Origin of the sequence: Azospirillum sp. B21 (genome assembly GCF_008364825.1) — a bacterium.
Taxonomy (GTDB): Bacteria; Pseudomonadota; Alphaproteobacteria; order Azospirillales; family Azospirillaceae; genus Azospirillum.
The window spans coordinates 410016-431207 of sequence record NZ_VTTO01000003.1 but is presented as its reverse complement, the minus strand read 5'-3'; the positions used below and the strand labels follow the sequence as shown (position 1 = coordinate 431207).

17 protein-coding genes are annotated in these 21192 nt (G+C 67.0%); 4 read left to right on the top strand and 13 right to left on the bottom strand.

The window, feature by feature from the left end; translation table 11 throughout:
* Positions 1-27 precede the first annotated feature (27 nt).
* Entirely contained in the window at positions 28-1095 is a 1068-nt protein-coding gene (locus tag FZ983_RS10180) for a glycosyltransferase (protein ID WP_149223441.1), read from the bottom strand.
* A gap of 341 nt (positions 1096-1436) precedes the next feature.
* On the opposite strand from FZ983_RS10180, the gene FZ983_RS10175 reads away from it, so the two are divergent.
* A complete protein-coding gene (locus FZ983_RS10175) occupies positions 1437-2720 on the top strand; it encodes a lytic murein transglycosylase (RefSeq protein ID WP_149223440.1) in 1284 nt (427 codons plus the stop codon).
* 23 nt (positions 2721-2743) lie between these two features.
* Here FZ983_RS10175 and FZ983_RS10170 read toward each other — a convergent pair whose 3' ends face one another.
* Positions 2744-3304: a hypothetical protein gene (locus FZ983_RS10170; protein ID WP_247883698.1), complete on the bottom strand. Its 561-nt coding sequence runs from the start codon at positions 3302-3304 to the stop codon at positions 2744-2746.
* Positions 3305-3672: 368 nt separating this feature from the next.
* On the opposite strand from FZ983_RS10170, the gene FZ983_RS10165 reads away from it, so the two are divergent.
* Entirely contained in the window at positions 3673-4689 is a 1017-nt protein-coding gene (locus FZ983_RS10165; RefSeq protein WP_149223438.1) for a response regulator, read from the top strand.
* A gap of 258 nt (positions 4690-4947) precedes the next feature.
* Entirely contained in the window at positions 4948-8448 is a 3501-nt protein-coding gene (locus FZ983_RS10160; protein ID WP_149223437.1) for an indolepyruvate ferredoxin oxidoreductase family protein, read from the top strand.
* Positions 8449-8540: 92 nt separating this feature from the next.
* On the opposite strand, the gene FZ983_RS10155 is transcribed toward FZ983_RS10160, so the two are convergent.
* From FZ983_RS10155 to FZ983_RS10145, 3 genes are all read right to left on the bottom strand, one after another.
* Positions 8541-10592 carry an ELWxxDGT repeat protein gene (locus FZ983_RS10155; protein ID WP_188092285.1) on the bottom strand — a complete coding sequence of 684 codons (2052 nt, stop codon included), beginning with the start codon at positions 10590-10592 and terminating at the stop codon, positions 8541-8543.
* Between the two features lie 233 nt (positions 10593-10825).
* Complete coding sequence (locus FZ983_RS10150; RefSeq protein ID WP_149223435.1) at positions 10826-11038, bottom strand: hypothetical protein; 213 nt, start codon at positions 11036-11038, stop codon at positions 10826-10828.
* Between the two features lie 223 nt (positions 11039-11261).
* Entirely contained in the window at positions 11262-13232 is a 1971-nt protein-coding gene (locus FZ983_RS10145; protein ID WP_149223434.1) for a PAS-domain containing protein, read from the bottom strand.
* A gap of 298 nt (positions 13233-13530) precedes the next feature.
* Here FZ983_RS10145 and FZ983_RS10140 point away from each other — a divergent pair, with 298 nt between their 5' ends.
* Positions 13531-13956, top strand: a complete 426-nt coding sequence (locus tag FZ983_RS10140; protein WP_188092284.1) for a hypothetical protein — start codon at positions 13531-13533, stop codon at positions 13954-13956.
* A 56-nt stretch (positions 13957-14012) separates the two neighbouring features.
* Here the strand turns inward: FZ983_RS10140 and FZ983_RS10135 are convergent, their stop codons facing one another.
* The 8 genes from FZ983_RS10135 to ctaD form a co-directional block, all read right to left on the bottom strand.
* Complete coding sequence (locus tag FZ983_RS10135; protein ID WP_149223432.1) at positions 14013-15500, bottom strand: carboxypeptidase M32; 1488 nt, start codon at positions 15498-15500, stop codon at positions 14013-14015.
* Entirely contained in the window at positions 15487-16332 is an 846-nt protein-coding gene (locus tag FZ983_RS10130) for an SURF1 family protein (RefSeq protein ID WP_149223431.1), read from the bottom strand. The genes FZ983_RS10135 and FZ983_RS10130 overlap by 14 nt, the downstream gene beginning before the upstream one ends.
* Complete coding sequence (locus FZ983_RS10125) at positions 16329-16670, bottom strand: DUF983 domain-containing protein (RefSeq protein ID WP_149223615.1); 342 nt, start codon at positions 16668-16670, stop codon at positions 16329-16331. The genes FZ983_RS10130 and FZ983_RS10125 overlap by 4 nt, the downstream gene beginning before the upstream one ends.
* A 100-nt stretch (positions 16671-16770) precedes the next feature.
* Entirely contained in the window at positions 16771-17646 is an 876-nt protein-coding gene (locus tag FZ983_RS10120) for a cytochrome c oxidase subunit 3 (RefSeq protein WP_211102886.1), read from the bottom strand.
* 21 nt (positions 17647-17667) lie between these two features.
* Complete coding sequence (locus tag FZ983_RS10115; RefSeq protein ID WP_149223430.1) at positions 17668-18330, bottom strand: cytochrome c oxidase assembly protein; 663 nt, start codon at positions 18328-18330, stop codon at positions 17668-17670.
* On the bottom strand, positions 18330-18515 hold the full coding sequence (locus FZ983_RS10110) for a hypothetical protein (protein WP_149223429.1): 186 nt from the start codon (positions 18513-18515) through the stop codon (positions 18330-18332). Before FZ983_RS10110 ends, FZ983_RS10115 begins: the two co-directional genes overlap by 1 nt.
* On the bottom strand, positions 18512-19423 hold the full coding sequence (gene cyoE / locus FZ983_RS10105) for a heme o synthase (protein ID WP_149223428.1): 912 nt from the start codon (positions 19421-19423) through the stop codon (positions 18512-18514). The genes FZ983_RS10110 and cyoE overlap by 4 nt, the downstream gene beginning before the upstream one ends.
* Positions 19424-19564: 141 nt before the next feature.
* A complete protein-coding gene (ctaD, locus tag FZ983_RS10100) occupies positions 19565-21187 on the bottom strand; it encodes a cytochrome c oxidase subunit I (RefSeq protein ID WP_149223427.1) in 1623 nt (540 codons plus the stop codon).
* Positions 21188-21192: the final 5 nt, after the last annotated feature.

The window sequence follows — 21192 nt, the reverse complement described above, 5'->3', positions numbered from 1 at the left end:
GCTGCTCCGTGGCCGCGACTTGGCAGGTCAGTCGTCGCCGCCGCCCTTCAGGTCCAGGATGCTGCGCAGCTCCTGCACCCGCCGTTCGGCGCTGTGTTCGGCCAGCACCCGCTTGCGTGCCCGCCGGCCCAGGTCGGTCAGGTGGTTGCGCGGCAGCATCATCGCCGTGGTCACGTCGTCGGTCTGGGCGGCGACCAGGATCTCCCGGCCGGGCTCGAAGAAGCTGTCCAGCCCCTCCCACTGGTCGGCGACGATGGCGGCACCGCAGGCGGCGGCCAGGAACAGACGGTCGGACGGGCACCAGCCGATCCTGCGCTCGTCATCGCGCGCCAGCGTCAGCGCCAGACTGGCGGAAGCCAGGACATTGGCATGCTCTGCCGGATCGAGGTCCGGGAAGGTCAGGACGTTGGAGGCGCGCGGCACCCCATCCGGCAGGTCGGTGCCCACCAGCACGAAGCGCCGCCGGGTCAGCCGTTGCGCCGGATCGATGAAGAAGTTGCCCAACCCCTCGCGAATGCCGTCGGGGCCGGCGACGATGCAGCAGAGGTCGCCCAGATAGTCCCGCTTGAAGTCGCCGGGCTTGTCCGCCTCCGGCACGATCCAGGGATAGAGCGGCGCCACCGCCTCCGCACCCGCCTTGGCCCGATAGCGCTCAAGCGCCGGCCCGCCGCAGGAGGCGAGGACCATGTCGAAGCCGCCCAGCCCGTCCGCCGGCAGATGGTCCACCGTCTCCCCGGCCTCCAGCGCCGTCAGGCTGACCGGAGCCTCCGGATCGTAGAGCGCGCGGCGCACGGCCTTGGAGTTGCGGACGAGATTGGCGGCGGCGCGGGCGTCCGGCCCGTGCGCCACCACCAACGCCACGCCGGCATCGTCGGCCTGTGCCGCCGCGTCCACCGCCACTGCATCCCAATCGGCATAGGACAGCACGTCGCCGCCCGGAATCGTCCAGGGCGTCGCCGCGGCAGGGCCAGTTCGTTCGACCGCGACCACGCGATGGCCGCGGATCGCCAGCGCCTGGATCAGCGCTCGCCAGCGCACCATGTGGCCGCCGTCGTGGCGATACCCGTTGGTCAGGCCGAAGATCACGATTTTCATGGCGTCGGCACCTTTGGCGTTCCGTGGCAGAAGGCGGCCCCTTCATGGAAGCGGCAGCTAATCAACGCGGCTGATCGGGGCGGGTTCCGGCATGTGCTCCGGGTGCCGCTTCCCAAAGCGAAAGCGGTCCCAAAGGACGAAGACCCGCCGGGCGAGGGCCACGAAGCTGTGAGTACGAAAAGAGATATGGACCGCGCCGCTCCCCGTGCAAGCAGGCCCGCGGACAGGCTGCGATGCAAACCGCGGCATCGACGCTGGCGACGGTGAATTGGCGGTTGAGCGGCGGGGCCGGGCGTCCTAGGGTCACGCTCCGCCTTTCCCTTCCGATCACGGTCGAGCGCATGCGACTTCCGTTCCGTCATCCCGCCCGCCTCCTTCTCGCCACCCTGCTGATGGCCGGATGCCAGGGCACCGGCGCCACCGCCCCGGTTGCGGGCGGCCCGGCCGCCATCGGAGCCTCGGCACCGCCTGCCGTCCAGGCGCAGGCCACCGTCCAGCAGTCCGTCTCCTTCGCCGAATGGCTGGCGGCGTTGCGCGCCGAGGCGCTGTCGCAGGGCATCCGTCCACAGACCTTCGACCGCGCCTTCCAGCGTGTGAAGCTGTCCGACCGCGTCGTGGAGCTCGATTCGTCCCAGCCCGAATTCACCCGGCAAGTGTGGCAGTATTTGGACAGCGCCGTGAATGAAAAGCGCGTCCAGGACGGCCGGCGGAGGTTGCAGGAGCATGCGGCGTTGCTTTCCCGCATCACCCGCCGCACCGGCGTTCCGGGGGAAATCCTAGTCGCCTTCTGGGGCGTGGAATCCGATTTCGGCAAGTCGACCGGCAACTTCTCCGTCATCGACGCGCTGACAACGCTGGCCTTCGAAGGCCGCCGCGCCGCATATTTCCGTTCGGAACTGCTGGCGGCGTTGCGCATCCTCGATTCCGGAGACATCGCGCCGGAGCGGATGACCGGCTCCTGGGCCGGGGCCATGGGCCAGACCCAGTTCATGCCGACCGTCTTCCTGCGCAACGCGGTGGACGAGGACGGCGACGGTCACCGCGACATCTGGGGAAGCATGCCGGACGTGCTGGCCTCCACCGCCAAATTCGTTCTCGCCAACGGCTGGAAGCAGGGCGAGTCCTGGGGCCAGGAGGTGCGGCTTCCGGACGGCTTCCCCTACGACCAGGCGGAGCTGAGCATCACCAAGCCGCTGTCGGAATGGCGCCGGCTGGGCGTGGTGCCGCTGGACGGCACCGAGTTGGCGGGTGACGCTCCGGCGGCGATCCTGGTGCTGGCCGGGCATCGCGGCCCGGCCTTCCTGGTGCGCGACAATTTCCGCGCGATCATGCGCTACAACCCGTCGACCAGCTATTCGCTGGCCGTCGCCCTGCTGGCCGACCGCATGACCGGCAAGCCGGGCGTCCAGGGCGGCTGGCCGCGCGAGGAACAGGCCTTGAGCCGAGACGAGCGCATCGACCTGCAGCAGCGGCTGGCGTCGCTGGGCATGGAACCGGGCGCGGCGGACGGCATCGTGGGAGCGAACACGCGCAACGCCGTGCGCCGCTTCCAGGCGTCGATCGGGGAGATCCCGGACGGCTTCGCGACCAAGGCGCTGCTGGAGCGGTTGCGGCAGCGGTCGTGAGGTAGGGGCGCTGGGGTGGGGGTCTAACGCATCCGGACGGAACCACCCTCGCCCGCCATCCCGCCTCGCACCAGCCCCCACGCCGCCGGCAGCAGCATCGCCGCTACCCCGGCACCGACCAGCGCGTCGGGTGCCCCATCCAGCAAAAGCCAGCTCACCGCCAGCCCCACCAGCCCGGCGGCCAACGGCAGAACATCCTTACGCGAGCACAGCCAGATCGCCCGCAAGGTCAACGTGCCGCTCCGTCCGGCGAACAGCAGGGTCGCGGCCGTCACCGTCACTCCGATGGCAAACAGCAAGGCAAGGCTGGCGAGCGGAACGTCGGGCAATGACATGCCGGCGATGCTCCGCCCGGCCACCACCACCAGCGCCACCGCGGCAACGGCCAGCGCCGCTCCCTGCACGGCCGACAGCCGTGCACGCCATTCCGGGGCGTGGCCCATGCCCGCCAGCGCCACCCCATTGGACGCCGCGTGGTTCAGCACCAGCAGCCCCGCCGCCCACAGGGAAACCGCCTGCGTTGCATCGGCGGCGGCAAGCAGCAGGGCGCCGAGCAGCCCATTCACCACCATCGACATCCGCATGGTGTGCTTCAGGTCGCCCGACCCGCCTGTCGGCCGGGGGGCTCCGCCGCCGCCACAGGAACCGCCACAGCATCCGCCGTCCATCGTACCGCCCTTTCGCAAACGACCAGGAAGACGGATCATAGGAGCGGTCCGGCGGCCCGTCCATTCCCATCAGGCTATTCTGATATAAATATCGTTCGGTAGAGGCCGGCATCGAAAGAGGTGCCCGCACCGCGATGCAACCCTTTCGAAGAGCGGCAGGGATAACCCCGGCTGCCGAAGGGTGCAGGCGACGTCTCATTGGTCGGTTACCCGTCCCCCTCCATGAAAACGGGTGCGGCGAGGCGGATATGGGGAAGACACAGCCGCATCATTGGAACCGCTCCATGACGAAGCGTCCCGCCTCTCCCACCAAGATCCTGATTGTCGACGACAATCCGCTTCTCCAGCGGGCGTTGAAGGACATGCTGGGGCTTTGGGGAGTGGGCCAGATCACCGCGGTCGCCAACGGCCAGGAGGCCAAGGACGCGCTGCGCCGCGAGGTCTTCGACCTTATGGTCACGGATTGGGTCATGGAACCGGTGGGCGGCGCCCAATTGATCCAGTGGGTGCGCCAGTCCGCGAACAGCATGCGTCCCGCCATGCCGATCATCGTGCTGACCGCAAATGCCGACCTCGCCACCGTGCGCAGCGCCTGGGATGCCGGGGCGGATTCCGTTCTGGCGAAGCCGGTTCCCGCCGCGACGCTGGCCCGTCGCATCGACGCGGTGCTGAACCGCCGCGAAACCGCGCCCCGCAGCCATAGCGGCAGTTCGGGCAGTGCGGAAACTCGAAACGAAGGCCGCACCGAGGGCTCCGGCCCATCCTCTCCCCAGCCCGCCGCTTTGCGGCCGGCATCGGGGGGCGGCGCGGCGCAGCTCCCGCCGCCGGCTCCGACACCCCTTCCCCCTGCGGCAACGCCGCCGGACCAAGGCGCTGCAACGCTGCGCAACAGCGATCCCAAGCGGGTCCGGCTGATGCTGGCGATCGACAAGCTGGAGGCGGCGATCGACCGTCCCGACCCGATCGGCAGCCGGCTGCGCCATGCACTGTCCGACCTGCAGCTGGCCGCCACCGGCGATTCCGCCGCGTCGTCGATCGTCGCGTCGCTGTCCACCTGCATCACCTGGGTGGAACCGGATGTGGAGGGTTATGTCGATGCCCTGCAGGCTCACGCCGCGGCGTTGCGCTGGCTGGTGGGCTCCGACGGCGGCACGCAGGCGATGGCGGTAGCGCTGTGCCTGATCCGCACGCTGCGCGCCAGCGTCCGCACCCTGGCCGCCCGTGGGCACACCGACTTCGGCAATTGGCCGGAGGGCGGCAGCCCGACGCCTCCGGGCAAATCCCCCCTGACGGGACGCTGAGTCCGCCCCCATATCGTCTGGAGAGGGTCTGGGCGAGAGGGAGCGGAGCAGGAAATTCCACAAGGTCGGGCTTTCCATACGCTCCGTTACGGAATACCGCCGGTTGCCGCGCCGTTCCTTGCTTTTTGCTGAACGGCCGGCCACAGGCGTTGCGATATAAGACAGCCTTCATTACCTTTTTGCCCAGCGAACAAATCGACGCCCCAGCACTCCGCCATGGAGTTTGCCAGGCTGCCGACCGATGGGAGGGAATGAAGAATGGCGCTCGCAACTGTCTCACTCGAAGACAAGTACGCGCTGGAACAGGGCCGCGTGTATCTCACCGGCACCCAGGCGCTGGTGCGCCTGCCGATGATGCAGCGCCAGCGCGACCTCGCCGCCGGGCTGAACACCGGCTGCTTCATTTCGGGCTATCGCGGCTCGCCGCTGGGCGGGTTCGACCAGAATCTGTGGAACGCCCGCAAGTTCCTGGAAAAGAACCACATCCAGTTCCAGCCCGGCGTGAACGAGGAGCTGGGCGCGACGGCCGTCTGGGGTAGCCAGCAGGTCGGCATGTTCAAGGGTGCCAAGTATGACGGCGTCTTCGCCATGTGGTACGGCAAGGGTCCGGGCGTCGACCGTTCCGGCGACGTGTTCAAGCATGCCAACGCGGCCGGCACCTCCAAACACGGCGGCGTGCTGGTGCTGACCGGCGACGACCACAACTGCAAATCCTCCACTTTCCCGCACCAGTCCGAACACGCCTACATGCACTCCATGATCCCGGTGCTGAACCCGTCGGGGGTGCAGGAGATCCTGGATTACGGCCTGATCGGCTGGCAGATGAGCCGCTTTTCCGGCTGCTGGATCGCCATGAAGACCATCGCGGAGACGGTTGACACCTCGGCGTCGGTCTACATCGATCCGCACCGCGTCTCCCCCGTCATCCCCACCGACTTCGCGCTTCCGCCGGGCGGCCTGAACATCCGCTGGCCCGACCCGCCGCTGGAGCAGGAATACCGGCTGATGAAGCACAAGCTGTACGCCGCCCTGGCGTTCGCGCGTGCCAACAAGCTGGACCGCGTGGTGATGGAAAGCCCGCGTCCGCGCTTCGGCATCGTCACCACCGGCAAGAGCTATCTCGACGTCCGTCAGGCCTTCGACGAGCTTGGCATCACCGAGGAGATGGCGGCCGACTGGGGCATCACCGTCTACAAGGTCGGCATGCCCTGGCCACTGGAGCGTGACGGCGTCCGCCACTTCGCCGAGGGTCTGGAAGAGATCATCGTGGTGGAGGAGAAACGCGCGGTCATCGAGAACCAGCTGAAGGAACAGCTCTACAACTGGAACCCCGACGTCCGCCCGAAGGTGGTCGGCAAGTTCGACGAAGAGGGCGAGTGGATCCTGCCGAGCGCAGGCGAGCTGACCCCCGCCCAGATCGCCGTGGTGATCGGCCGCCGCCTGCAGCGCTTCATCGACAACGAGACCCTCGTCCGCCGCATCGCCTTCCTCGATGCGCAGGAGAAGCAGAAGGCCCATGTCGCCCGCGTGGTGCGCAAGCCGACCTTCTGCTCCGGCTGCCCGCACAACACCTCCACCGTCGTGCCGGAGGGTAGCCGCGCGCTGGGCGGCATCGGCTGTCACTATATGGCGACGTGGCTGGACCGCTCGACCGACACCTTCACCCAGATGGGTGGCGAAGGCGTGCCATGGGTTGGTCAGGCCGCCTTCACCGAGGAAAAGCACATCTTCGCCAATCTGGGCGACGGCACCTATTTCCATTCCGGCATCCTGGCGATCCGTCAGGCCATCGCCGCCAAGGTGAACATCACCTACAAGATCCTGTTCAACGACGCGGTCGCCATGACCGGCGGCCAGCCCTTCGACGGCACGCTGACCGTCCAGTCCATCGCCAACGTCCTGCGGGCGGAAGGCGTGCAGCGCATCACCGTCGTCTCCGACGAGCCGGAAAAATACGGCATCAACAACGGCCTGCCGCAATACAGCAACGTCGAGCACCGCGACGACCTCGACCGCGTGCAGAAGGAGATGCGCGAGGTTCCCGGCGTCAGCGTCCTGATCTATGACCAGACCTGTGCCACCGAGAAGCGCCGCCGCCGCAAGCGCGGCAAGATGGTGGACCCGGCCAAGCGCGTGGTCATCAACGAGCTGGTGTGCGAGGGCTGCGGCGATTGCTCCGCCAAGTCGTCCTGCGTGTCTGTGATCCCGCAGGAGACCGAGTTCGGCCGCAAACGCCAGATCGACCAGTCCAGCTGCAACAAGGACTATTCCTGCACCAAGGGCTTCTGCCCCAGCTTCGTGACGGTTGAGGGCGGAAGCTTGCGCAAGCCGAAGCCGGCCGCCGCGAAGTCGGCCGACGCCACCGCCCTGCCCGCCCCCGCGCTCCCCAGCTTCGACAAGACGTGGGGCCTCTACGTCACCGGTGTCGGCGGCACCGGCGTCGTCACCATCGGCGCGCTGCTGGGCATGGCCGCCCATATCGAGGGCAAGGGCGTCGGCGTGCTCGACATGACCGGCCTTGCCCAAAAGGGCGGCGCGGTCACCAGCCACATCCGCATCGCCAACACGCCGGAGGACATCCACTCCGTCCGCATCGCCGCCGGCGGGGCCGACGCGGTGCTGGGCTGCGACCTGATCGTCGCGGCGGCGGGCGACGGCCTGTCGAAGATGACCGCCGGCCGCACCCGCGCCGTCATCAACACCCATGACAGCATCACCGCCGACTTCATCAAGAAGCCGGACATGGTGATCCCGGTGCGCGATCTGGTCGGCGACATCAAGAAGGCTTGCGGCGAGGGCAATGTCGATGCCTTCGATGCGACGAAGCTCGCCACCGCTCTGCTGGGCGACAGCATCTACGCCAACCCCTTCCTGATGGGCTATGCGTGGCAGAAGGGCCTGATCCCGCTGAGCGAGGAGTCGATCCTGAAGGCTATCGAGCTGAACGGCGTCTCGGTGAAGCTGAACCTGGACGCCTTCCAGTGGGGCCGCCGCGCCGCCGTCGATCTGGCCGCCGTTGAAGCCGCCGCGAAGCCGCAGGAGCCGGTGCAGGCCGCACCGTCGCTGCTGCTAGACCAGCGCCGCCAGTCGGGAAGCCTGGAGGAGGTGATCGACCGCCGCCACCGCTTCCTGGTCGATTACCAGGACGCCGCCTATGCCGCCCGTTTCCATGCGCTGGTCGACTGGACCCGCCGGATCGAGCAGCAGAAGGTCCCCGGTTCCACCGTGCTGACCGAGGCGGTCGCCCGGTCCCACTTCAAGCTGATGGCCTACAAGGACGAGTATGAGGTGGCGCGCCTCTACACCGACAGCGGCTTCGTCGAGAATGTGGCGCGCATGTTCGAAGGCGACTGGAAGCTGACCTTCCACATGGCCCCGCCGGTGATGGGCGAGACCGAGGCGGACGGGTCTGAGCCGAAGAAGAAGACTTTCGGACCGTGGATGCTTCACGCCCTGCGCCTGCTGGCCAAGGGCAAGCGCCTGCGCGGCACCCGGTTCGACCCGTTCGGCCGCACCGCCGAGCGTCGCCAGGAGCGCCAGCTGATCGCCGAGTACGAGGCGGTGATGGGCGAGGTCCTGCACGGCCTGACCCGCGAGAAGCTGGATCTGGCGGTGGAGATCGCCAAGCTTCCGATGGAAATGCGCGGCTACGGCCCGGTGAAGGCTCGCAACGTGTCGGTGGCGAAGGCGAAGGAAGCCCAGCTTCTGGAGGCCTACCGCGCTCCGCTCGCCGCGCCGCAGCCGCTGGCGGCGGAGTGAGGCCTATCGGGTTCGGAATGAGATGAGGTGAAGGCGCCCTCCCCGCTCTGCGTGGGAGGGCTCTTCATTTTCAGCAAGGGACCAGCGGCTTCCTACACCATCGCCACGCCCATCCCGCCGTAGGGCAGCGTGTAGGCGCCGGCGAGCCGCGTCACCTCCCCGCTGGCGACGTCGAGACGAAACATGGCGTCGGCCTGGAACTCGTCCTTGGCGCTGAAATACAGATCACCGCCCACAGCGCTGAGGTCGGTGACGGAGGACCATCTGTCGTCGCCGCCGGCATCGACGACCTTGCGGGTGTCCCAGATATGACCGCCGCTCTGCCACAGGGTCGTGGTGGTGCCGTCATCTGCAGCGAAGTACATCATATCGCCGACGGCCGTCAGTTCCCGAGGCATGCTGCTGTTCGGCCCGGGGTTGAGGTCCCCGAGGAAGGTCCCGCTCGTACCGCTGTCGTCCGTCGCCATCAGTTCATTGCCGGAATGGCGGTCGTAATTGACGTAATACAGCGTGTCGCCGGCAGCGGTAAAACTCCGGGGCCTGGCGTAGGTGTCTGGGTAATTGTGCCGGACTTCCCGGGTTCCTTCCACCGTGCCGTCGCTGGTCCAGAGATGGACGGAGTCGTTGAAGTAAAGCTGCGTCCCGACAGCCCCGATATCGAGGTCGAGGCCGAACTGCGGCAGATCGGTCAGGTCGCCGCGCAGCTTGGTCGTTCCCGCCTCCGTCCCATCCGTCACCCACAGCTGGGTGAAGCCGTCAGTGCCGTCCCAGGCGGTCAGGTACAGACGGTCGTCCGCCGCGGTCAGGTGCGACGGTTGGATGATCACCATCACCGGCGGGTCCTGATTCCCGGGCAGGAAGTCCTTGACCATCACCGTGCCGGCCGTCGTCCCGTCGGTCTTCCACAGCGCTGCGCCATGCTCCGCATCGCGGGCGGAGAAATAGACGCTGTTCCCCACCTGTGTGAAGTCACCGGGACGGGAGGATGCGGCGCCTGGATCAATGTCCTTCAGCAGATGGGTGCCGGCTGCCGTGCCGTCGCTCACCCATAGTTCGATGCCGTTCACGCCGTCGTCCGCCTGGAACAGCACGCGGTCGCCGAAGGCGGACATCGCCAGCGGATTCGATCCACCGCTGCCCGGCAGGATGTCGGACACCATGCGCGTGCCGGCCGTCGTGCCGTCGGTCATCCACAACTCGCGGCCATGGACGCCGTCATCGGCGGAGAAGAAGACCCTCCCGCCCGCACTCACCGGCCGGATGATCTCGGAATTCGTGGCGCCGGCCGCGATGTCCCGCAACAGGAAGGCTTTGGTCCCATCGCTCCCCCACAGCTCCTCGCCATGCTCCGCGTCGCTGGCGACGAACACCGCAATTGCCCGCGAGGGCGCGTCGCTGCCGAGCAGGACATTGTCGGCGGTCAGCATGTCGGCGGTCACGCCCATCAGCTTGACACTGTCGGTCGCCGCGAAGGTCAGCACCAGCCCATCGGCATCCTGATGGGATCCGGCCAGCAATTCCGCGAACCCGCCGATGCCTTGCCAGCCGCGCAGGTCCAGCACGTCACCGCCCGTGCCAGACTGAAAGTCGCCGATGCAGTCCCAGCCATCGCCGGGATTGAAGACGAAGCGGTCGCGGCCTGCTCCGCCCTCCATATAGTCGTTGCCGCCATTGCCGGTGACGGTGTCGTCGCCTGCCCCGCCGAACAGCAGGTCGCGCGCCGAACCGCCCGAGATTTGCTTACCGGCCGAACCGGCGAACAACACATTGTCGGCGGTCAGCATGTCGGCGGTCATGCCCATCAGCTTGACCGAGTCTCTGGTGCTGAACTCAAGGACCAGACCGTCGGCGTCCTGGCGGGACATGGCGAGCAGATCGGAAAGACCGCCGATTTCCTTCCAGTTGCTTGCGTCCAGCACGTCACCGCCCGTGCCAGACTGGAAATCGCCGATGCAGTCCCAACCATCGCCGGGATTGAAGACGAAGCGGTCGCGGCCCGCTCCGCCCTCCATATAGTCGTTGCCGCCATTGCCGGTGACGGTGTCGTCGCCCGCCCCGCCGAACAGCAGGTCGCGCCCGGTTCCTCCTGTCAGGTTCCGCCCGGACGGGAAGAAACCATCTTCTCCTTTCGATACCCCTCCCATGACCATGCCTTCCTTGTCGGTTGCCGAAGCATGGCCAATGTCTGCCGACCGAAGGACCGGAGGTAGTGCGCGTCCGGCAATCGCCAATTGCACCGGCAACCGCATCCGGCCGATTTCCACGCAACATAACAGCGCAACCTGCAGCGCGGCCGGCTACACCGATAGAAAGGATGCGCTCACGCGCTGAGTACCACTCGCCTCATTCGAGCCTGCCCCCTGCAGAGCCGATTGGGTCAGGGCCGATTGGAACCGGCCGTCATCTTCCAGATCGCGACGAAGTACAGCGCGGTGCCGAGCAGTGCCGCATAGAGGATGATGGTAGGATGGAAGATGAACCCGATGGGCAGGATCAGCAGCATTACCGCCGCGGCGAGCAGCCCGATCGCGAAAATGCCGGGGTTGAACTGCTCATAGATGGGGGTGTTCAGGTCGGTGTGGGTCGCCATGGCGTGTGCTCCGTTCCGGTGCCGCATGTGCGGCGGTGGCATTGAGTATGAGCACAGGCTAATCAACGGATGGACGGAGCGCATTGCGAATTCGCAAGGAATTTGCAGGATCCTGATGCCTCGCCATGCCATCTCTGCGGTAGTTCCGAATACCGCTGCCACTGAGAGCGGAGGTGATCGAGTGTGGGAGGCATGCCCGCTCCCCCGCCCAACCGTTCCTCGCTTACCCCACCGGAAACCGCAGCACGAACCGCGTCCCCGTCCCCCCGCCATCCTCCAGCGCGATGCTGCCGCGCATCGTGCCGGTCATGATGTTGGCGCAAATGCTCAGGCCCAGGCCACTCGCACCCATGCCGCGTTTTGTCGTGAAGAAGGGTTCGAAGATGCGCGACCGGATGTCGGCGGGGATGCCCTTGCCGTCATCGGCATAGTGCATCTCGATCCAACCGGCTGGCTGCTCGCGGGCGGACAGCAGGATGCGGCCCGCCTCGCCCTCGTCATAGGCATGGACCAGAGCGTTGATGATCAGGTTCGACAGCACCTGCGCGAAGGCGCCGGGATAGCCGTCGACGATCAGGCCGGCGGGAATGTCCAGTTCCACGGTCACCGGCGTGCGGCGCAGGCGGGGGCGTAGGCTCAGCAGCACCTCGTCGACATAGGCGGCGAGGTCGAAGGGGCGGCGCTCGCCGCTCGCCTGATCGGAGGCCACCTGCTTGAAGCTCTGGATCAGGCCGGTGGCGCGCTCCACGTTCGACAGGATCATCCGCGTCGATTCCCATGCAACGTCCAGGAATTCCTGGAAATCGCTGCGGCGGATGCGGTTCTCCTCGAACAGGGTGCGGATGCGGCCGACCTCCTCGCCGAGGTGGGAGATGGCGGTCAGGGTGACGCCGATGGGCGTATTCACCTCATGCGCCACGCCGGCGACCAGCTGAGCCAGGGAGGCCAGCTTTTCCGCCTGGATCAGGCTGGCCTGGGCGTCGCGCAGTTCGGACTCGGCGCGCTTGCGGGCGGTGATGTCCAGCGCCACGGTGACGATGTGGGTCACCTCGCCATCCTCGTCGGTCAGCGGCATCTTGGTGGTCAGCCAGTCGCGCATGGCGCCATCGCCGTCGGGCGCACGGTCCTCGTGAAAGGGCACGCCCTGGCCGCTCTCCACCACCAGCCGGTCCAGCGCGGCAGCGCGGTCGGCAGGCGGACCGGGAGGCGGGACTTCGGCCGGACCATAGGTCTCGCGATAGAAGCGGTTGGTCAGCCGGACGGTGCCGTCGCGGTCCTTCACATCGATCAGCGCGGGAATGGCGTCGATGACGCCGGTCAGGATCTCCCGGCTTTGGCGCACGGCCTCGTCGGCGATGACCCGGCCGGTGATGTCGGTGAAGGTGCGAACCTGTCCGCCATCGGGAAGCGGCACCACCCGCACCTCGATGAAGCGGCCATCGCCCTGGGGCCGGGCATAGACGAACTCGCGCGCCGGTTGGCCGATCCGCTCCATGAGATAGGCTGTCTTGGCCTCCAGATCGTCGCCGAAATCCGGAGAGCCGGCCGGCATTTCCACCAGCCGACTGGCGATCTGGTGGCGCATCACGTCCTGCAGACGCGGCCTGCCGCGCATCACGTCCTCCGGAACGCCCAATATGTCGAGCGCAAGGCCGTTCCAGGCGATGTAGCGCAGGTCGCGGTCCAGCAGGACGATGCCCTGCCCCACATTCTCCAGCGTCAGGCGAAGCAGGTGGCGTTGCTTCGCAAGATCGTCTTCGGCGCGGCGCCGTTCGGTGACGTCGGTATAGGTGCGGACGAAACCTCCGCCGGCGGTGCGCCGCGTCCGAACCTCCAGAACCCGGCCGTCAGGCCGGCGATGCTCGTATGACGGCGGATCGGTCCGCAGTGCCCGCTCCAGTTGGCAGGCGGCAAGGGCTTCGGGATCACCCGGACCATATTCGCCGTTGCGCGCCAGGAATTGGACCATCTGGGCGTAGTCGGCCCCCGGCATGAAACCCCGCGGCAGGCCGAACAGCTCATAGAGTGGGCCGTTGATCACCTTCACGGTCAGGTCGGCATCGACCAAGATCACGCCCTGGTCCATCTGCTCCAGCGCTAGCGCCGACAGATCGTCGCCGACGGACGGGTCCGGTCGGATGGTTCGGGCCGTGACGGAGAGGTTCGTCGGAAGATCGGGGATCTGGGCTGGCAAGGTCGGCGCGCCATCCGTCGTTACGCGGGTCCGAAATCGAACGAACCACTGTAACAGCCGGATCCGATCATGCCGAGCTTTCGTCGATGCCAGGGTGTCGCAACCTTAGAACATTTAATGGACACTTTAAGCATTTCGGAACATTTGTCCCACTACCCTGTTTCGAATCCCGTGTGGTTTGTGCAAGATCGAAACGGCCCTATGGCCGCCGTGACCATGTCGCCACCCGCCTTCCCGCCCCCCCTGAGGTTTCCACCCCTTGTCCGGACTGGCCGCCCTCCCCGCACCGACCAGCGCGATGCCCACCGCGGGCATCGCGAAGCTGCGTCAGATGCTGGCGAGCGATGCCGCGGCCGTTCAGCCGATCCGCCGGATTCCCGGCGAGGACGAGCGCAAGCGGAACAAGGAAGGGACCGAGGCGACAGGCGATGCGCTGCAGGGAAGCGGCCGTGCCGATGCCGACTCGACGGCTTCCCGCAGCCGCGGCACCGGCGGGTCGGCGAGCGGCTTCGCGATCGGTTCCACCGCCGACGACTCCAGCCCGGTCAGCGGCGGTCCCGTTCCGCTGACCGCTCTTCCCAACGCCGGCTATGTCGCCCAAAGCATCCACCAGGAAGCGATGGGCAGCGGACTGACCATCGAACCCTGGTCCGATGCCATCGAAGCCTATCGCCGCGCTGACGCCGGTGTGAACACGCCGCTGGTTACGCAGATCGCGATCTAGGGGGCAGGAGTCCGGACCGGCCCCTCGTCGCCAAGGGACCGGCCGCGGTTACAGAATCAGAGATACCGCTGCTCCAGATGCCGTTTGAACACCGACGCGTCGAGCGGCCGACCGGTCGCCGCCGTCAACAGTTCGTCGCCCGAGGCATGGAAGCAGCCGGTCTCGTGCACATTCACCCGCAACCAGGCGACCAGCGGCGCGAACTCGCCGCGTGACAGGGCGGGCACGATCTCCGGATCGGCGTTGCGTGCGGCATCGAACAGCTGGGCCGCGGTCATGGCGCCCAGCGTGTAGCTCGGGAAATAGCCCCAGCCGCCGCCCGGCCAGTGGATGTCCTGCAGACAGCCCAGCCGGTCGTTCGGCGGGACGACGCCCACCAGCTCCGCCATGCCGTCGTTCCAGGCGCCCGGCAGGTCCGGCAAGGTCAGGTCGCCGGCGATCAGCGCCTTTTCCAGGCGGTAGCGCAGGATGATGTGAGCCGGATAGGTGACCTCGTCGGCATTGACGCGGATGAAGCCGCGCTCGACCCGGCTGTAGAGCCGGCGCAGGTTGTCGGCCTCCCACGCCGGTCCCTCCCCGCCGAAGGTCTCGCGCACCACGGGCGCCAGCCAAGTGATGAACTCCGGCGAACGGCAGGCCTGCATCTCCATCAGCAAAGACTGGCTCTCATGCACCGCCATGCCGCGCGACTGGCCCACCGGCTGCCCGAGCCACGCCCCCGGGCGGTTCTGCTCGTACAGGGCATGGCCGGTCTCGTGCAGGATGCCCATCAGCGCGTCGGTGAAGTTCGCCTCGTCATAGCGGGTGGTGATGCGGACATCGCCGGTCGCCCCGCCGCAGAAGGGATGGAGCGACACGTCGAGCCGGCCGCGGCTGAAATCGAAGCCCAGCCGCTCCATCATCCGCACGCCCAACTCGCGCTGCTTCTCCACCGGGAACGGCCCCTGCGGATCGACCGCGGCCGGCGCGGCGGCCTGCCGGTCGAGCACCCGGCCGATCAGATCGGGCAGAAAGGTGGACAGGTCGGCGAACAGCGCGTCGATCCGCTCCGCCCGCGCGCCCGGATCGTGGCTGTCGAGCAGCGCGTCATAGGCGCTGATGCCCATGACGGAGCCCATCGCGTCGGCCCCTTCGCGCACGCGGGCCAGCACCTCGGTCAGCGAGGGCAGCAGCTTGGCGAAGTCGCTTTCCGCCCGCGCGGCGCGCCAAGTCATCTCGCAGACAGACACGGCCTTGCTGGTCGCCTCCACCAGATCGGCGGGGATGGCGGTGGACTGGATGTGGTGGCGGCGCATCTCGCGCAGGTTGGCGCGCTGCCAGGCATCGAGGTTGGTATCGGCCTCCGCCTCGGCCAGCAGGTCGGCCATGCGGGGATCGGTCGCCAGCTCGTGCGCGATCACCGACAGGGTGGCGGTCTGCTCCGCCCGGCCGTCGTTGGCGCCCTCCGGCATGATCGTCTGGGTGTCCCAGCCGAGAATGCCCAGCGCGTCGCCGATGGCGGCGATGCGGGCATGGCGGCGTTCAAGCTCCTTATATGCGGTCATCGGATCGTCCGTCGGTTCCGGTGTCGGCGCGCTTGCGCTGCGACAGCACGTAGATTCCGGCGAGCGTTACCGCAAGCCCGTACCAGGTCAAGGCATACTGCAGATGGTTGTTCGGCAGGTCCACCCGCGGTTCGATCCCAGCCAGGGTGCCGGCCAAGATGCTGGATGGCGCCCCGGTCAAGCCGGCGTTCGCGGGTCCGAAGGTTTGGCCGGGCAGCATCTCCACCACCACGGGTGCCACGCGGTCCAGCGACAGCGCCGCCGCCATGGCGGGCGGATCGGGCCGCATCCAGGCGGCGCCCGGCTGTGGCGTGCCGTTGCCGGGCTGGAACAGGCCGGGCTGCTGCGGCAGGCGGACGATGCCCTTGACGCTGACCTCCCCCTTCACCTGACCGGCAGGGCGGGAGGCGGGATCGCGCAGGTCCATGGGTATGAAGCCGCGATTGACCAGCACGATGCCGGCCCCGTCCGACCGCTGGAACGGGACAAGAAGCTCGTAACCGACCCGCCCCTGGTGCGGACGGGCGATCAGCAGAAATTCCCTGTCGTTGAGGAAATGGCCGGAAAGGGTGACGGGCCGGAATTCCCAGGCTGCGGGATCGTCGATGCGGGCCGGCAGTGGAACCGGCGGCTCGGCAATTTGGCTGGCTATCCGGGCAACCAGATCGGTCTTCCACTGCAGCCGCTCCATCTGCCATGTGCCGAGGCCGATAGCGACCGCAAGCCCGAGGACCGTGACCAGGGTGGCGCCCAGTGACGGACGGAATCGGCGGCGCTCCCTCGATCCGGCGCCATCTCCCGCCGCCCCTGTTCCGGTGGTTGCTGCCTTCATGATCCCTTCTCGACTTCGCTGCGGCGATAGCGGTACTGAAGGGCGATGACATAGGCCTTGGCCGGCCTCAGCATGCCGAGCGTCAGGGCCAGCACCACGATGCTCCAGACGATGGCGTGCAGCCACAGCGGCCATTCGACGGTCATCGACACCCACAGCGCCACCGGCACCACAAGGAATCCCAGGATGAAGATCAGGAAGACGGCAGGACCGTCGCCGCTGTCCACCTGGGATAAGTCGAGGCCGCAGACGTTGCAGCGCTCCGCCACCGTCAGGTAGCCGGCGAACAGCCGCCCCTGCCCGCACCGCGGACAGATGCAGCGCATGCCGGCCGACATTGGGGGAACTCTGGGGTAATGGTCGCTCACGCTGAAACCTCCCGTTCGGGCCGCTCCGGCAAAGGGTGAAGGTTGCCGGAACGGCTCGGCGCCGGTGGCGTCAGTGGCTGGCGATCACGCCGCCATAGCCACCCCACCAGTAGACCGATACGAACAGGAACAACCAGACGACGTCGACGAAGTGCCAATACCAAGCCGCCGCCTCGAAGCCGAAATGGCTTTCGGGGGTGAAATGACCCTTCACCGTGCGATACCAGCAGACCGCCAGGAAGATCGTGCCGACCAGCACATGGAAGCCATGGAAGCCCGTCGCCATGTAGAAGGTCGACGGAAAGATGCCGTCGGTGAACTTGAAGGCGGCGTGGACATATTCATAGGCCTGGAAGAAGGAGAACAACACGCCGAGCAGAACGGTCAGGCCCAGCGCCTTCGCCGCCTCGCGGTTGCGTCCCTCAACGATCGCGTGGTGGGCCCAGGTGACGGTGACGCCGGACAGCAGCAGGGTGATCGTCATCATCAGCGGCATGTCGAACGGGTCGATGACATGCACGTTGGGCGGAGGCCAGATGGCGTCAGGGTTGATCGGCGACGCCTTCGGATCCAGAGCGGCGTGGAAGAAGGCCCAGAAGAAGGCGGAGAAGAACATCACCTCCGACGCGATGAACAGCGCCATGCCGTAACGCAGGCCGATCTTCACCACCGGGGTGTGGGCATGCTCCACCACCGATTCCCGGATCACGGAGCGCCACCAGCCGAACATCGTGACCAGGATGGCCAGCACCCCCAGGATCATCAGGAAGGAGCCGCCGTCATGCATGTAGACGACCAGCCCGGTCGCCAGCAGCCCGCCGGAGAAGGCGCCGATCAGCGGCCAGGGGCTGGGCTTCAGCAGATGGTAGGGATGCGGGATGCCGGCGCCCGGTTCATGGGCTGACGGTTCGGCGTGCGGCATTTGCCCGTGGGTGATGTCGGCCATCGTCTCACTACCCCATATTGTTCAGTTTGTGGCGGTCGCCCCCGGCTCCGCCTTTTGTTTGCTTGCCTCCGCGCCGCCGGACGGGGCGGAGGTCGCGGCATGCTGGGCAAGCCGGGCCTCGCTGTCCTTGGCGCGGAAGAAGGTGTAGGACAGCGTGATTGTGGTCACGTCGTCCATGTTCGGGTCGTCGGCCATCGCCGGGTCGACGAAGAAGGTCACCGGCATGTCCACGGCCTGGCCGGGCTCCAGGATCTGCTCGGTGAAGCAGAAGCACTGCATCTTGTTGAAATAGGCGCCCGCCTTGTCCGGCGAGACATTGTAGACCGCGGTGCCGACGGTGGGCTTGATCCCGCGGTTCTCCGCCCGGTAGGCGGCGAACCCGGTCTCTCCCAGCTTCAGCGCCAGTTCCTTCTGCTCCGGCTTGAAGGACCAAGGCAGCGCGTTGTTGGTGTCGGCGTTGAAGCGGATGGTCACCTTGCGGTCGACGACTCGGTTCGCGGCCTGTTCGGCCCGCTGGGTCGTGCCGCCGAAACCGGTGACGGCGCAGAACAGGTTGTAGAGCGGGACCGACGCATAGGTCAGCCCGATCATCCCCGCCACCAGCCCGAACAGGGAGCCCAGGACGAACCGGTTGCGGCGGCGCAGCCTGTCGTCGCGCTTGGTCATCTCGCCGCTCTCGGCCATCAGTGCGCCCCGCCCATCCGCACGACGGTGATGGCATAGAACAGGACGACAAGGGTCAGCAGCGCCGCCAGAACGGCCAGATTGCGGCCGCGCAGCTTACGGGCGCGCAAGGCGGCCTCCTGCCGCTTCTGCTCCTCCACCGAGGCGCGGGTATCGATCGGGGTATCGTGTTCCATCACCGTCATGCCCACCCTCCAAGGATCAGCCGCTCCGCCATCATCACGGCGAACAGCAGGAACAGGTACAGGATCGAGAAACCGAACATCTTCTTGGCCGGCTTGTCGTCGGTCGCGCGCAGAACGCGCACGGCATGGCCGACGAACATCAGGCCGAGGATGGCCGACACCGCCAGATAGGCCGGCCCGGCGATCCCGACGAAGAACGGCGCCGCGGCCACCGGCAGCAGGATCAGCGTATAGGCCAGCATCTGGCGCTTGGTCGACGCCTCGCCCGCCACCACCGGCATCATCGGCACGCCGGCGCGGGTGTAGTCGCCGTTGCGGAACAGGGCCAGCGCCCAGAAATGCGGCGGCGTCCACAGGAAGATCAGCAGGAACAGCAGGATCGACGGCAGATCAATGCTGCCCGTCACCGCGGCCCAGCCGATCATCGGCGGGAAGGCACCGGCGGCCCCGCCGATCACGATGTTCTGCGGGGTCCGGCGCTTCAGCCACATGGTGTAGACGAAGACATAGAAGCCGATGGTCAGCGCCAGCAGCGAGGCCGCCGCCCAGTTCACCGCCAGCCCCATCACCACGACGGACAGCATCGACAGGGTGACGCCGAAGCCCAACGCCTCCGACGGCTCGACGCGGCCCGACGGGATCGGGCGCTTGATCGTGCGCGCCATCACCGCGTCGATGTCGCGGTCGTACCACATGTTGATGGCGCCCGACGCCCCGGCGCCGACGGCGATGCACAGCACGGCGACGACGGCCAGGAAGGGATGGATGTGGCCGGGGGCCAGAACGATGCCGGCCAGCCCGGTGAAGACCACAAGCGACATGACCCGCGGTTTCAGCAACTCGATGAAGTCACCCGCCGACGCTCCTCCGGTCTGATTGAGCGTCAGTTCGTTCGTCACGTCCGTCATATCATGTCCTTGTCGTCTTCTAACCCCGGGTCCGTCGCCCCGGCGCCCGTCCTGCCGGTGCCCATTGTTTGGGCTTTCCGGCTTCGTCCGTTCCAGATGGGTCGGGCGCTGCAGTGCGGCAACGCCCGCCGGTTAGCATGCTTACTTCACCTGGGGCAACGTCTCGAACGCGTGGAACGGAGGCGGCGAACTGACCGACCATTCCAGCGTGCCGGCCTGCGGGCCCCAATAGGCGCCCGGCACCCGTTCGCCGCTGCGCAGGGTCTTCCAGGCGATCCACACGAACAGCAGCGTGGAGGCGAAGGACAGATAGGCACCCAGCGACGACACCATGTTCCAGCCCCAGAAGGCATCCGGATAGTCGGGGATGCGGCGCGGCATGCCCGACAGGCCCAGGAAGTGCTGCGGGAAGAACACCAGGTTGACGCCGATGAAGGTGGTGTAGAAATGGACCTTGCCCCAGAACTCCGGATACTGGCGTCCCGACATCTTGCCGATCCAGTAATACCAGCCGGCGAAGATCGAGAACACCGCACCCAGCGACAGCACATAGTGGAAGTGCGCCACGACGTAGTAGGTATCGTGCATGTAGTTGTCGAGGCCGCCGTTCGCCAGCACCACGCCGGTCACGCCGCCGACGGTGAACAGGAAGATGAAGCCCAGCGCCCACAGCATCGGCACCCGGAACTCGATCGACCCACCCCACATGGTGGCGATCCAGGAGAAGATCTTCACGCCGGTGGGAACCGCGATGATCATGGTCGCGGCGGTGAAGTAGGCCTTGGTGTCGACGTCGAGGCCGACCGTGTACATGTGGTGCGCCCACACGACGAAGCCGACCACGCCGATGGCGACCATGGCGTAGGCCATGCCGAGATAGCCGAACACCGGCTTCTTGGAGAAGGTCGACACGATGTGGCTGATGATGCCGAAGGCCGGCAGGATCATGATGTAGACTTCGGGGTGGCCGAAGAACCAGAACAGATGCTGGAACAGGATCGGGTCGCCGCCGCCTTCCGGATTGAAGAAGGTGGTGCCGAAATTGCGGTCGGTCAGCAGCATGGTGATGGCGCCGCCCAGCACCGGCACGGCCAGCAGCAGCAGGAAGGCCGTCACCAGCATCGCCCAGACGAACAGCGGCATCTTGTGCAGCGTCATGCCCGGCGCGCGCATGTTGAAGATGGTGGTGATGAAGTTCACCGCCCCCAGGATGGAGCTGGCGCCGGCCAGATGCAGGGCGAAGATCGCCATGTCCACCGACGGCCCGCTGTGGCCCAACTGCGCCGACAGCGGCGGATAGATGGTCCATCCGGTGCCGGCGCCGGTGCCGACGAAGGCGGAGCCCAGCAGCAGCAGGAAGGCCGGCACGATCAGCCAGAAGCTGATGTTGTTCATGCGCGGGAAGGCCATGTCGGGCGCCCCGATCATGAGCGGCACGAACCAGTTGCCGAAGCCGCCGATCAGCGCCGGCATCACCACGAAGAACACCATGATCAGGCCGTGCGCCGTGATCAGCACGTTCCACATCTGGCCATCGGAGACGAACTGCAGACCCGGCGACTGAAGCTCCGCACGCATGATGACGGAGAACAGGCCGCCGATCAGCCCGGCGATGACCGAGAAGATCAGATAGAGCGTGCCGATGTCCTTGTGGTTGGTCGAATAGAACCAGCGCTGCACGAAGCCGGGCATGTGGTGATCGTCATGCCCATGCCCGTGGTCATGCCCGGCGGCGTGATCCTGTCCCGGTGTGGCGTTTGCCATGTCTC